The following is a 13,040-nucleotide window of genomic DNA, read 5'->3' as shown; positions in this document are numbered from 1 at the left end:
TATTATCTAGACTATTGCTGTAGCAAATCTAAAAATTATTCCTCAAATGGAAGCATCAAAATAAACTTTACAGGTTTACATATAACAGAAGTGTAATTAAAATATTTCTTAAAATATCCGATAATAAGACAAAAGAAAAAGGCTGGTTTAACCATTACTGGTTTTTGGAAATTGTGCAATATTCAAAACAGAGTATTATCAATCTTCATTATTAATACTAATTAAAAGAAGGAAATATTTTATGGCGCTTTTAAATTGGAGCGATAGCTATTCAGTTGGAGTAAAAGATGTTGATTTACAGCATAAAAAATTAGTTGAGTTGATTAACAATCTACACGATGGGATGAAATTAGGAAAGGGAAAGGAAATTTTAGGTAGTGTATTGAATGAGCTGGTTAGTTATACAGTTTATCACTTTGGATTTGAGGAAAAATTGTTTGAAAAGTATGGTTATCCGGAAACAATTATTCATAAAAGGCAGCATGCCGATCTTGTAGCACAAGTAAAGAAATTTGTTGAAGGTTATAATAATGGCGGTAGCGTTCTAACGATGGACCTGATGAATTTTTTGAAAGATTGGCTCACACAACACATTGCCGGTTCCGATAAAAAGTATACATCATTTTTTAACAGCAAAGGAATTGCATAAAGAATTAATAGATATTTTGACCAAACTTCATTAACGAATAAGAAGTTTTTAAAAAACGGCTGATAATTACATCCGCCATTTTATAAATCTATAAAATCGATTTTAAAGCGTTTAGATTAGCCTCAATGGTTTTATCAAGATCTTCTTTTGTGTGTGCAGTTGATACGAACAACGCTTCAAACTGTGCCGGCGGAAGGTAAACACCTCGGTTCAGCATCTCGTGAAAATATTTGCCGTAAAGTTTCGTATCGGATTTTACAGCTGAATTATAATCAACCACAGGTTCTTCAGTAAAAAAGAATGTCATCATCGAACCGATACGGTTGAATTGAAAATTTTTGCCGACCGATTTTATTCCATCTTTAATTCCGTTTTCCAGGTAAGCCGATTTCTCTTCAAGGATTTTATAAACTTCGGGGTGATCTTTAATAAAGGACAATGAAGCGTAACCGGCATTCATTGCCAAAGGATTACCGCTCAATGTTCCAGCTTGATAAACCGGTCCGCTTGGTGAAATCATCTCCATAATTTCTCTTCTGCCTCCATAGGCACCAACCGGTAAACCTCCGCCGATAATTTTTCCGAATGTTGAAAGATCGGGTTTAACTCCAAGAATGTCTTGAGCTCCTCCTTGGGCTAAACGAAATCCGGTCATCACTTCATCGAATATCAATACAATTTTCTCTTCATCGCATATTGTGCGCAGTTCTTGAATAAATGAATCATTAGCGCAAACAGTCCCCATATTTCCAACCACAGCTTCTATAATTAGAGCTGCAATTTCATTTTTATTCTGCGCAACTAATTTCTTAACAGAATTTATGTCGTTAAAATCGGCAACAAGAGTATCAGCGGCATTTCCTTTTGTAACACCGGGGCTGGTAGGGACTCCGAATGTTAAAGCGCCTGAACCGGCTTTAATTAAGAAGAAATCTCCGTGACCGTGATAGCAGCCTTCAAACTTTATAAATTTGTCTTTACCGGTATAACCTCTTGCGGCACGTACCGCACTCATTGTAGCTTCAGTTCCGCTGTTAACCATTCTAACCATTTCTATAGACGGTACTAGCTCTGTGATAAGTTTTGCCATTTTGATTTCAATTTCTGTCGGGGCGCCGAAGCTGGTTCCGTTTTCTACAGCTTTTATCAAGGCATCTTTTATGAATCCCGGATTATGTCCGAATAGATGAGGACCCCAGCTGCCGATGTAATCAATGAATTCATTGCCGTCAACATCATACATTTTAGATCCAATTCCTTTTGACATAAAGCGCGGAGTGCCGCCGACCGATTTGAAAGCCCGAACCGGTGAATTAACACCGCCCGGAATATATTTTTTTGCTTCTTCAAATAGTTTTTCACTCTTATTAATGTTCATATCTTTTCCATTTATTAAACGAAATCGTTTATGTTAAAAAATTTGTGTCAAAATTAATTATAAAATCCGTTATAAAAAATTATTTTGAAATCAACTTGGCGAACATACAAGATTCTATCTATTTTTTGATATAGTAATTGGAGATATGAATGAAGCATCAAATTATAGGCAAGCAGCATAATTCCAAATTATGTTTTGTGTGCGGATTAAAGAATAAATTCGGCATCCACGCTCATTTTTATATAACAGAAAATCAAGAATTGATTGCTCTATTCACTCCGACGGAAGAACATCAAAGCTATCCCGGCAGACTGCATGGCGGAATTGCATCGGCAATTCTTGATGAAACAATTGGACGGGCAATTCTTAATAAATATGAGACGGAAGTTTGGGGCGTTACAATTGATTTGAATGTCAAATTCAAAAAACCGATTCCATTGAACGAGGAACTGAAAGTTATTGGAAGAATTACAAATGAAAATAACAGAATGTTTGAAGGAACCGGCGAAATTATTCTTAGCAACGGAGATATTGCAGTTACAGCTGCGGGCAAATATTTAAAAGTGCCATTGGAAAAAATTGCTGATTTTGACCGGAGCGAAAATGAATGGATGATTGTTGAAACTGATTCTGATCCGAAAGAAATTGAGATTTAAAAAATTAATTGCTCTTTCTTAATCGCGGCGAAAGAAACCAGATAATTATTGTGAAGATTAATAAAATAAAGGCATTTATCATAATTGCTTGAGGGGATGTTAATTCTTCGGCTAACATTCCAATCCATAATGCGCCGATTGGCATAAATCCGAAAAAGCTAAAACTGTAAACTCCCATAACTCTTCCGCGGAATTCCTCCGTAACAAGAGTTTGAACTAATCCGTTTGCAAGATTATTAACCGCGATAATACCGGCACCAATTCCAACCAGAATTAATGCCGAAAGGATAAATGAACTGTTAAATGAAAACAGGATCATAAAGATTGGAAGTGATGATAAACCGAAGACAAGCACCTTTCCTCTTGAAAGGTATTTACTAAATGAGGCAATAACTAGAGAGCAAAGTACTGCCCCAACTCCGCGCGATGCTTGAAGTAAGCCGTTGGTGGTTGCATCGCCGTGCAATACTTTTACTGCCCATGCCGGAAACAACGTTGCGATACTTAATCCGAACATTGTTGAGAATGAGATGATCAGCATTATAAGAAGAATTTGTTTTTGAGTCTTCAGATATTTTAATCCATCGAATAAATCCCGGCTTACCGACTTGTTCATTGTTTTCTTTGTTGACGGCTCAAATTTCATCTTAACCAAATTATAAATAACCGCAAGAAAGGAAATTCCGTTTATAACAAAACACCATGCTGGACCCAAAACAGCGTATGTAATTCCAGCAACGGCAGGTCCAATTGCGGCGGCTGAATGAAACATCATCGAGTTAAGCGCGATTGCATTGAGAAGATCTTTTTTGGGAACAAGCTCGTTTACAAATGCCTGTCGCGCGGGTGCATCGAATGCGTTTGCAATACCGAGCAAGAATGTTAAAGCAATTATATGCCACGGTTGTACAATGTGAATAAAAGTTAGCAATGCTAGAACAAAAGCAAGGACCATCATAATTATTTGAGTGATGATCAAAATCTTTTTTCTTGAGAACCGGTCAGCTATAACTCCCCCGTGAAGCATAAAAAGCCATGAAGGTAATCCATTCGCAAAGCCGACGTATCCAAGAAAAGCAGGTGAGTGTGTTAATTCAAAAATGAAGAATGCTTGGGCAGTCATCTGCATCCAAGAGCCGAATAAAGAAATTATTTGACCGATGAACCAGAGGCGATAATTACGGTGCTGTAACCCGGCAAATGTGGCTTGCCAGCTTAACTTAGGTTTTTCATGAGAGAAATCTTTTCCAACATTATCTAAATTATCTTCTGAAATACTTTCCAATTCCTTTTGAGGGTTTCAAAATTATCGTGTTCATTATCTTAATCATGCTCTTACTCTATTCTAAAATAAGCTTTTGTTCATGAAAAATTTATTTATACTTGTCTAAATATTTTACGACATCCTTTGCAAAGTATGTAAGTATCATATCTGCCCCGGCACGTTTTATTGCCATAAGCGACTCAATCATTACACGCTCTTCGTCGATCCAATCATTTCTTCCGGCTGCTTTAATCATAGAGTATTCACCGCTCACTTGATAAGCAGCGGTCGGCATTCCAAATTTTTCTTTAACCCGCCAGATTATATCTAGATAGGCTCCGGCAGGTTTTACCATTATAATATCGGCACCTTCTTCGATGTCGCTCTCAGCTTCGCGTAGGGCTTCATTACTGTTTGCTATGTCCATTTGATGAGAACGGCGGTCGCCGAAGGCAGGAGTGGACTCTGCTGCGTCTCTAAACGGTCCGTAATAACCGGAAGCATATTTAACTGCATAACTCATTATCGGTATTTCAGTGAATCCTTTTTCATCTAGTCCTTTCCGGATTGCACCGATCCTTCCGTCCATCATATCAGAGGGGGCGATTATATCGGCGCCGGCTTCGGCGTGTGATACCGATTCCCTTACAAGTAATTCAACGGTTTCGTCATTTAGAATTTTTTCTCCGTTCAAAACTCCGCAATGTCCGTGCGAAGTATATTCGCATAAACAAACATCAGTTATTACAAGTAATCTTTTTGTTTCTTTTTTAATTGCTCTTACTGCTTGTTGAATAATCCCGTTTGGATCGTAAGCGCCGGATCCGACTTCATCTTTGTGATCCGGAATTCCGAAAAGAATTACAGCGGGAATGCCTAGTTTTTCAACTTCCTTGCATTCTTCAACCAGACCGTCTACAGACATTTGAAAAACTCCGGGCATCGATTTGATTTCATTTTTTATTTTTTGTCCAGTAACTGCAAACAGAGGATAAATCAAATCATTTTTTGTTAATATTGTTTCGCGAACAAGATCCCGTACTGTTGGATTATATCTTAGTCTGCGCAATCTTTTTGTTGGAAATGTTGCCATTATAACCTCTTCTTAATTGAGAATTGCGAATTTAGAATTGCAAATTGACTACTCTTTTAATTTTTTTAAAATAGAAATCAGCAACTTTATTAATTCTTCGCAATCGTTTTTTAAACTATTGAATTCATTTTCATCTAATACTGAAGCTTCTTTTAATAATCTTAATCAATACTCAGTTTCTTTTGCTTCTTTTAAAGCAATCGAAAGTTTATTGATGAAATCTTTCTTTTATACTGCTTCTTGAGATTCAGCAATATTGGCGCCAATTGATGTACCGCTTCTTAATATCTGACTCAACAAATCTTTGATTTGATAATTATTTTTTAGTCGTATAGAATAAAATTTTACAATCCTAACACCAAACTTGAAACTTTTCTCTAAAACCGGGTTCCCATACTCAACTTGTTTTTCAAATACTTTCATATAATTTGCAATTAGCCATTCTCAATTTGCAATTATTTTTTTAAAAATGATCTCAGAGTTCTTAACACAATCTCCTACAGAGATTCCACGGCGATAGTTCCCGCCGAGAAAAATTCCCGGATTCTCTTTCTCAAATTTATCAAAATAATTCTCGTGCTCAATGTAACCAACATTATATTGGGGAATAGCTTTCTGCCACATTCTTTCCTGAAGAAATATCGGGTCGGCATCTATCCGCATTATCTCTTTAAATTCTTTTAAAGCATTATCAACGAGTGTTTGTTTGTCAGTATCAAATAATTGAGGCGAGCGCGCACCGCCGACAAAAAGTGTGAATGCGGCTTTATCATCATGGCAGCGGTTTGGAAAGATAGTTGAACTCCAAATTGCACCAAGAAATTTCTTCTTCTCTTTGGATGGAATTAAAAAACCAAATCCATCCAACGGCAAACCAATATCGCTTTTGTTAAACCCAAGATATAGAACCATTACCGGCGGATAATAAATATCATCAAGGTGCTTGATCAGATTTTCATCAAGAGAACCGAATATTTTTGAGGTTACATATGCCGGTACAGTTGATAATATAATATCAGAACTAAGTTCATGCTGTAAACCATTCAGCTCGTATAAAATTTTCCATGTTGTTTCTTTAGAATCGGAAGGTCGTTTTACAATTTGTACTTTACAATTGTAAGAAATACAGTCACCTAAATTTTTCGCTATTGCCATCGGAAAAGTCTGCATGCCGTTTGTGAACGAAAACATTTTTGCACTTTGTTTCGATTCCTCGGCGCGCTTTTTCCTTTCTCGTGCGCCTTTAATCATTCCTTTTACTAATCCGCCGTAAATTTCTTCAAGACGGTACAATTTTGGGAATGCCGATTTGACGCTCAATTTATTAGGGTCTCCGGCGAATACTCCGCTCACAAATGGATCGATTGCGTAATCTAAAAATTCCTTTCCAAGTCTTCTTTGTACAAACTCTGCAATACTTTGGTAATAACCATCTTTAGATTTTCCGATAAACGGTTCGCCGAACAGTCGGAGTTTTCCTTTTAATGAAAATAATTTTGTTTTAAGAAAAACCGAGGCGCTAGTAGGCAAAGCATGAAGTTGATTGTTCCTTAAAATATATCTCTTGTTGGAGATATCACTCGCATAGATCATCTCGTCTGAAAGCCCTACTACATTAACGAGCTGTCTTATAAGAGGAGTTGTTTCAAGTCCGCTGTTGGGTCCAAAGTCAACTAAGAATCCATCCCGACGGAAAGTTTCCATCGCGCCGCCGGGTTCATTTTTGACCTCAAGAATTTTTACGTCGAATCCTTCTTTCTTAAGCCAATGCGCTGTTGCTAATCCGGATATTCCGGCGCCGAGTATTGTGACTGATTTTTTGTTAGTCATATATTTTTTTTCGGAAAACGTGAAAAGTGAAACGGAAGAAATACTTAATTTATAAATTACGTCTCACGTTTCTCTTTTACCGTTTCACGTTAATTCAATCCGCGTTTAATAAGAAGCGCGTCAACTTTAGGTTCTCTTCCTCTGAATTTTTTATATAGGACCATTGGATCATCACTACCGGCTTTTTCAAGAAGAGTTCTGAATGCTGCAGCGGTTTTTTCATCAAACACATTATTTGTCTCTTTGAAAGCAGCGAAAGCATCGGCATCAAGAATTGCAGCCCAAATGTAACCGTAATATCCCGCCGCATAACCGTCATCCGAAAAGATGTGCTGAAAATTCGTGCTTTGATAACGCGATTCGATTTCAGGTATCAATCCGTATTTTAATAAAGATTCTTTTTCAAATCTAATTGCATCTCTTTCTTTTGTATCAGTAATTGTATGCCAATCCATATCCAGCAAAGATGCAGCTAAATATTCAACTGTATCAAATCCTTGGTTGAACTTACCGGATTTTACAATCTTATCTATCAATTCTTGAGGAATCGGTTTTCCGGTTTTATAATGTTTTGCATACATCTTAAGAACTTCTGGGTCGGAAGCCCAGTTCTCCATTATTTGAGACGGCAATTCAACGAAATCAACAGGAACTCTTTTTCCGGTCGGATAAACAGAGACTCCGATTAATCCGTGAAGAGCATGACCAAATTCATGAAATAAAGTTGAAACATCATCAAAACTTAAGAGCGCCGGTTTGTCTTTTGTAGGTTTTGTAAAATTGCCGACATTGTAAAGAACTGGCGAAATATATTTTCCATCAATATCTGACTGACCGACTAATTCACTCATCCATGCGCCGCTACGTTTGCTGTCGCGAGGAAAATAATCGGTATATAAAATTCCAAGATGTTTTCCGTTCGCTTCGGTCACTTCAAAAACTTTTACATCTGGATGATAAATTGGAATATCTTTTCTTTCTATGAATTTCAATCCGTAAAGTTTTGACGCGACCCCAAAAGCTCCGGCAATAACATTCTCTAACTTGAAATAAGGGCGAAGCATTTCTTCATCTAGAGCATATTTTTCTTTTTTAACTTTTTCCGAATAATACCACCAATCCCACGGTTGTAATTGGAAATTGCCTTTTTCATTATCAATCATTTTCTGCATGTCATCGGCTTCAATTCTAGCCCGGTGCAAAGCCGGTATCATAAGGTCGTTTAAAAATTTGTAAACGTTATCCGGATTCTTAGCCATATTAATTTCAAGTTTGAAATCCGCATATGTCTTATATCCTAAAAGTTTTGCTTTCTCTACACGAAGTGAAGCCATTTTAGTGAGAATTTTTTTCGTGTCGAATTCATCGTTATTGTTTCCGCGGTTTAAATATGCTTTGAACAATTTTTCTCTAAGATTTCTTTTTTCGGAATATTGAAGAAATGGAGTCCAGCTTGGTCTCTGAAGTATGAAAGCCCATTTACCCTCAAATCCTTTTTCTTTTGCTGTTTCAGCCGCACCTTGAATAACGTCTGCCGGCAAACCGGCAAGATCATCTTTGTTGTCAATAAGTAATCCAACAGCGTTTGTTTCTTTAAGAATATTCTCGCCGAATTTAACTCCAAGAGTAGAAAGCTGTTCGTTGATCTTTTTTAATTTTTCTTGATCTTCCTTGTTAAGATTTGCGCCGCCCCGTACGAAATCCAAATAATAATTTTCTAGAACGACTTTTTGTTCAGTAGTCAGATTGAGTTTATCCTTTTCTTGATAGATGCTTTTTACACGGTCAAAGAATTTTTCGTTCAGATAAATTTCATCAAAGTGTTTTGCTATCATTGGTGCCACATTTCTAGAAACTTCTTGAAGTGAATCATTCGTATTAGCACCGTTAAGACAATTAAAAACGTTATTCACTTTTGTGAAGAGTTTTCCGCTCTTTTCAAATGCTTCAATAGTATTTTTGAAAGTCGGTTTTTCCGGATTATTAATTATCGTTTCAACTTCGGCTTTCTGTTCTTTCATTCCTTCTTCATAAGCCGGCATGAAGTGTTTATTCTTAATCAAATCAAATGGTGGTGTTTGAAATTTAGTATTCCATTCACTGAAAAAAGGATTCTGCATTTTCATCTCTTGCGCTGTATTGATTTTAGAAAATAATAAAACGAATACAATTAATAAGAAAAACGATGATTTCATTTCTAACTCCGCTTTGTATTTATTTGGACTATGTTAATTCGTTTTATTTGTTGTATGAATTTATTATAAACGCCGCATTTAATTTCACATATTACTTTTTACAATTTCCGCAAGCGCTTCAATAAACAATTCTGAGTCGTTAAGACCTTTCATAACGATATAGTTTTCAATTCCGACTTTATCAGCTACGTGCCGGTATTCAATATCAAGCTCAAATAATGTTTCAACGTGATCGGACACAAAACTTATCGGAACAATCAATAAATTCTTTTTATTCTTTAATGCAAGTCCTTCAATCATACTGGCAGTTGAAGGCTCCAGCCATTTCATGGGTCCAACTTTACTCTGAAAACAAAGATGGTGTTTGTGAGAATGATTCCTAGCACCCATTACAGCTTCAACTGTTTGTTTTATATGATTACTGTACGGATCACCTTTCTTAACGAGACTAACCGGCGTTCCATGCGCACTGAAAACGATCTGTATATCATTCCTAACTTGTTCCGGAAATCTCAGAATTGTTTCATCAATTCTCTGGTTGATTGCCGCAATATATTTTTCATTCAGATAGAATTCATTGATATAAACCAGCTTTGAAGAATCGCCTTTGTAGTGCCGATTCCACTCGTTGAAGGAAGAGCCGATTGTAGTAATAGAGTAATGAGGATAGAGAGGAAGCAAAACAATTTTATCATACTTTGCATTTTCAACTTTAACTACAATCTCATCTGTCAACGGTTTCCAGTAACGCATAGCTGTATAAACATCCAAAGATGGAAAATCTTTGCGCAGAAATTCTTGAAGCATCCCTCTCTGTTTTTCAGTCCATTCGTTAATTGGAGACTTGCTGCCTATGAGTTTGTACTCGTTTGCGACTTTTGGTGCACGTCTGCTTGAAATTAATTTTGCAAAAAGTTTTTGTCCAAAGGGTAAATTAAAAATATCCGGATCGCAGAAAAGATTGTATAAAAACGGTTCGATCGCCTCGATCGAATCCGGTCCGCCAAGATTGAATAATACCACAGCAGTTTTCTGCAAAAGATTTTCCTTTCTAAAAATTATACTGTTCTCGAATATCTTGCTGTATCTTCTTTGCGTTCAATGTATCCGTCAAAATTCATCGCGATGTTACGTATGAGAAGTCTGCCCATCTGTGTAACAGTAAGTTTTCTATTTTTGATCTCAACAAGACCATCGCGAATAAATTCATCCATTCCTTTAATAGCCAGGCTAAAATATTTATCGAACTCAATTCCAAATTGTTTTTCAACGGATGGAAAATCAAGTTCGAAATCACACATCACTTTTGTAATTACATAACGGCGCAGAATATCATCGTTGCTTAAATACACCCCGCGTTCTATCGGTAGAGTCTCATTATTTAGTGCGTCGAAATATTCTTTTTCTTTTTTCAAATTTTGAGAATAAGAACGGCCGACTTGACTTATACTTGTAATTCCCATTCCGTATAAATCGGTGCCTGCGTGTGTGCTGTAACCTTGAAAGTTCCGGTATAATTTTTTTTCACGCTGAGCAATAGCAAGTTCATCATCCGGTTTTGCAAAGTGATCCATTCCTATAAAAACATATCCGGCACTTGTAAGTTTTTCGATTGTCATTTTAAGGATTTCTAATTTTTCTTCAGGCACCGGTAAATCTTCCGGTTTGATCAGAGCCATATGTTTTTTCATCCAGGGAACGTGAGCATAGTTAAATACTGCAATCCGGTCGGGAGAAATATCGATTGTTGCATCAACGGTCTTTTCAAAAGTTTCTAAAGATTGAAAGGGGAGTCCGTACATCAAATCCAGATTTATGCTTTTGAATCCGAGTTCGCGCACCCAGTTTACAACTTGCCGTGTCATTTCTTCAGGCTGAATTCTGTTAACAGCTTTCTGAACTTTTTCATTGAAATCCTGAACGCCCATACTGATACGGTTAAATCCGCCGCTGCGTAGTGCAGCAAGATGTTCTTTTGTTAATCCGCGCGGATCAATTTCGCATCCTTCTTCTGCATCGTTCTTTATATCAAAATTTTTGTTGATGAATGAGATTAAGTCTTTGATTTCATCCGGATTAAGATGTGTTGGCGTTCCGCCGCCCCAATGAAGCTGCGCTACTTTTCGGCCTGGAACGATGTAGGAGCGAAGCATATCAATTTCATTTTTGAGATACTTGATATATTCTTGAATTCGATCGCGGTTGCGTGTAATGATCATGTTGCATCCGCAGAAATAACAAAGCGTATCACAGAACGGAAGATGATAATAGAGAGATAATTCCGGCGGATTGGTTTCATTATTTGTCCGAATAATTTCGTCCAGATATTTTTCCGGTGTAAATGAATCGTTGAAGTGCGGGGCTGTTGGATAACTTGTGTACCGCGGTCCGGGTCTATCGTATTTTTTTATTAAGTCGAGATCTATATTAAACATTTCTACTCCAGTCTAATTCACTAAGGAAAGAATCATTCCATCCAAAAAAGGAAAGAATCGCTTCGCTCAATAATTAATGATGGTTCTATTTTGTTGATAAATATTTTATAAAATTTGAAAGTTGTTTCGAAATTTCCAAACAATCATTCTTCAACTTTTCATAGAGTTGTGGTTCAATATAGCCCAACTCAACGGCAACATTTAATAGGCTTCTTATTTCTCCAACAGATCCTTTTGAGTAATAGAGAAATTTTACAAAATCTTTGTTGCTGCCTCTTTCAAAACCCTCTGCAATATTATTCATTACAGAAATAGCTGCTCTTTGTATTTGATCTTTAAAACCGAAATCCTTTTGAAATTTAGAATTATTTAATCTGTAAATCTCTACACATAATTCTTTTGATTTTTGATAAACCGGTATCTCTTCAAAAGTCTTCATCTAATTTCTTCTTTGAGTCCTGCGAAGCGGGACGATTCTTTCCTTCTTTCCTTACTAATGAAACACTTTACTCTCTTCTTTAACAACATCTACTAAATATTTCGCGTTTTCTGGCGGAACGTCAGGTAATATACCGTGTCCGAGATTGAAGATGTGACCGTTATGTTTACCGAATGACTTCAATACTTTTATCGCTTCTTTTCTAATTTTATCTTTATCACCATACAAAACTGTCGGATCAAGGTTCCCTTGAAGTGCGACTTTGTTGCCGATCTTACTTCTAACTTTCCCAAGTTCCATTGTCCAATCAAGACCAATAACATCCGCTCCGCAATCCGCAAGCTTGTTCAATTTATAATGAACGCCTTTAGCAAATACAATTACAGGCTCGTCTTTTCTTTTAATTTGAGAAATAACTTTCTGAATATACGCTAGAGAAAATTCTTCAAAATCGGTCGGCGAAAGTAATCCGCCCCAAGTATCAAATATCTGAACTGCATTTGCACCGGCTTCAATTTTTGCCGAAAGATAATCGGCAACAGAATCTGCCAACTTATGCAACAACAAGTGTGCGGCTTTAGGCTTGTTGTAAATGAATTTTTTTATCTCCGAAAAACTTTTTGATCCGCCGCCTTCAACCATGTAGGTCATTAAAGTCCAAGGTGAGCCTGCAAAACCAATTAACGGAACACGTCCGTTCAATTCTCTTTTAGCAAGAGAGACGGCATCAAGCACATATTTCAAATCCTTCGTTGGATCAATCACTTTCAATTTATTAACATCATCTGCTGTGCGGATTGGATTATAAAGTTTTGGACCTTTGCTTTCAATCATCTCAAGATGCATTCCCATCGCCTCAGGAATTACAAGTATATCAGAAAATATGATTGCCGCATCAACTCCAATAATATCAACTGGTTGAATTGTAACTTCTGCCGCGAGTTCAGGTGTTTTGCACATCGTTATAAAATCGGCTTTTTCTCGGATAGCTCTATATTCCGGCAGATATCTTCCTGCTTGACGCATTATCCACGTCGGTGTATATTCAACTGATTTTCCTTTGCAAGCTCTAAGAAATAAATCATTTTTTAATTTGGTCAA

The 13,040-nt window shown here is 36.8% G+C and carries 12 protein-coding genes; 2 read left to right on the top strand and 10 right to left on the bottom strand.

What is annotated here, in order from left to right; all coding sequences use genetic code 11:
• Positions 1-241: 241 nt before the first annotated feature.
• Positions 242-649, top strand: coding sequence for a bacteriohemerythrin (locus NTX65_06330; protein MCX6168934.1), 408 nt, complete (start codon positions 242-244; stop codon positions 647-649).
• 88 nt (positions 650-737) lie between these two features.
• On the opposite strand, the gene hemL is transcribed toward NTX65_06330, so the two are convergent.
• Positions 738-2,027, bottom strand: a complete 1,290-nt coding sequence (hemL, locus tag NTX65_06325; GenBank protein ID MCX6168933.1) for a glutamate-1-semialdehyde 2,1-aminomutase — start codon at positions 2,025-2,027, stop codon at positions 738-740.
• A 149-nt stretch (positions 2,028-2,176) separates the two neighbouring features.
• On the opposite strand from hemL, the gene NTX65_06320 reads away from it, so the two are divergent.
• On the top strand, positions 2,177-2,683 hold the full coding sequence (locus tag NTX65_06320; protein MCX6168932.1) for a PaaI family thioesterase: 507 nt from the start codon (positions 2,177-2,179) through the stop codon (positions 2,681-2,683).
• Positions 2,684-2,687: 4 nt separating this feature from the next.
• Here NTX65_06320 and NTX65_06315 read toward each other — a convergent pair whose 3' ends face one another.
• The 9 genes from NTX65_06315 to hemE all read right to left on the bottom strand — a co-directional run bounded on the left by NTX65_06315 (position 2,688) and on the right by hemE (position 13,040).
• The gene (locus NTX65_06315; protein ID MCX6168931.1) at positions 2,688-3,968 is read right to left on the bottom strand and encodes an MFS transporter; all 1,281 of its coding nucleotides are present in this window, start codon (positions 3,966-3,968) and stop codon (positions 2,688-2,690) included.
• Positions 3,969-4,056: 88 nt separating this feature from the next.
• Positions 4,057-5,040: a porphobilinogen synthase gene (gene hemB, locus NTX65_06310; GenBank protein MCX6168930.1), complete on the bottom strand. Its 984-nt coding sequence runs from the start codon at positions 5,038-5,040 to the stop codon at positions 4,057-4,059.
• 228 nt (positions 5,041-5,268) lie between these two features.
• Positions 5,269-5,463: a four helix bundle protein gene (locus NTX65_06305; protein MCX6168929.1), complete on the bottom strand. Its 195-nt coding sequence runs from the start codon at positions 5,461-5,463 to the stop codon at positions 5,269-5,271.
• Between the two features lie 21 nt (positions 5,464-5,484).
• Positions 5,485-6,870: a protoporphyrinogen oxidase gene (gene hemG / locus NTX65_06300; protein MCX6168928.1), complete on the bottom strand. Its 1,386-nt coding sequence runs from the start codon at positions 6,868-6,870 to the stop codon at positions 5,485-5,487.
• An 89-nt stretch (positions 6,871-6,959) separates the two neighbouring features.
• Positions 6,960-9,065: a M3 family metallopeptidase gene (locus NTX65_06295; GenBank protein MCX6168927.1), complete on the bottom strand. Its 2,106-nt coding sequence runs from the start codon at positions 9,063-9,065 to the stop codon at positions 6,960-6,962.
• A gap of 84 nt (positions 9,066-9,149) precedes the next feature.
• Entirely contained in the window at positions 9,150-10,103 is a 954-nt protein-coding gene (gene hemH / locus NTX65_06290; protein MCX6168926.1) for a ferrochelatase, read from the bottom strand.
• A 20-nt stretch (positions 10,104-10,123) separates the two neighbouring features.
• Positions 10,124-11,500 carry an oxygen-independent coproporphyrinogen III oxidase gene (hemN, locus tag NTX65_06285; GenBank protein MCX6168925.1) on the bottom strand — a complete coding sequence of 459 codons (1,377 nt, stop codon included), beginning with the start codon at positions 11,498-11,500 and terminating at the stop codon, positions 10,124-10,126.
• Positions 11,501-11,585: 85 nt separating this feature from the next.
• Positions 11,586-11,939, bottom strand: a complete 354-nt coding sequence (locus tag NTX65_06280; GenBank protein ID MCX6168924.1) for a four helix bundle protein — start codon at positions 11,937-11,939, stop codon at positions 11,586-11,588.
• Between the two features lie 54 nt (positions 11,940-11,993).
• Positions 11,994-13,040: a uroporphyrinogen decarboxylase gene (gene hemE, locus NTX65_06275; protein MCX6168923.1), complete on the bottom strand. Its 1,047-nt coding sequence runs from the start codon at positions 13,038-13,040 to the stop codon at positions 11,994-11,996.

Source organism: Ignavibacteriales bacterium (genome assembly GCA_026390795.1).
Lineage (GTDB): Bacteria > Bacteroidota > Ignavibacteria > Ignavibacteriales > Melioribacteraceae > Fen-1258.
Note: the sequence above shows the minus strand (reverse complement) of the source record. Positions and strands in the feature narration are given on the sequence as shown.

Coding starts and splice junctions, on each gene's coding strand:
- NTX65_06330 (MCX6168934.1), top strand. CDS start 242: ATGGCGCTTTTAAATTGGAGCGATAGCTATTCAGTTGGAGTAAAAGAT.
- hemL (MCX6168933.1), bottom strand. CDS start 2,027: ATGAACATTAATAAGAGTGAAAAACTATTTGAAGAAGCAAAAAAATAT.
- NTX65_06320 (MCX6168932.1), top strand. CDS start 2,177: ATGAAGCATCAAATTATAGGCAAGCAGCATAATTCCAAATTATGTTTT.
- hemB (MCX6168930.1), bottom strand. CDS start 5,040: ATGGCAACATTTCCAACAAAAAGATTGCGCAGACTAAGATATAATCCA.
- NTX65_06305 (MCX6168929.1), bottom strand. CDS start 5,463: ATGAAAGTATTTGAAAAACAAGTTGAGTATGGGAACCCGGTTTTAGAG.
- hemG (MCX6168928.1), bottom strand. CDS start 6,870: ATGACTAACAAAAAATCAGTCACAATACTCGGCGCCGGAATATCCGGA.
- NTX65_06295 (MCX6168927.1), bottom strand. CDS start 9,065: ATGAAATCATCGTTTTTCTTATTAATTGTATTCGTTTTATTATTTTCT.
- hemN (MCX6168925.1), bottom strand. CDS start 11,500: ATGTTTAATATAGATCTCGACTTAATAAAAAAATACGATAGACCCGGA.
- NTX65_06280 (MCX6168924.1), bottom strand. CDS start 11,939: ATGAAGACTTTTGAAGAGATACCGGTTTATCAAAAATCAAAAGAATTA.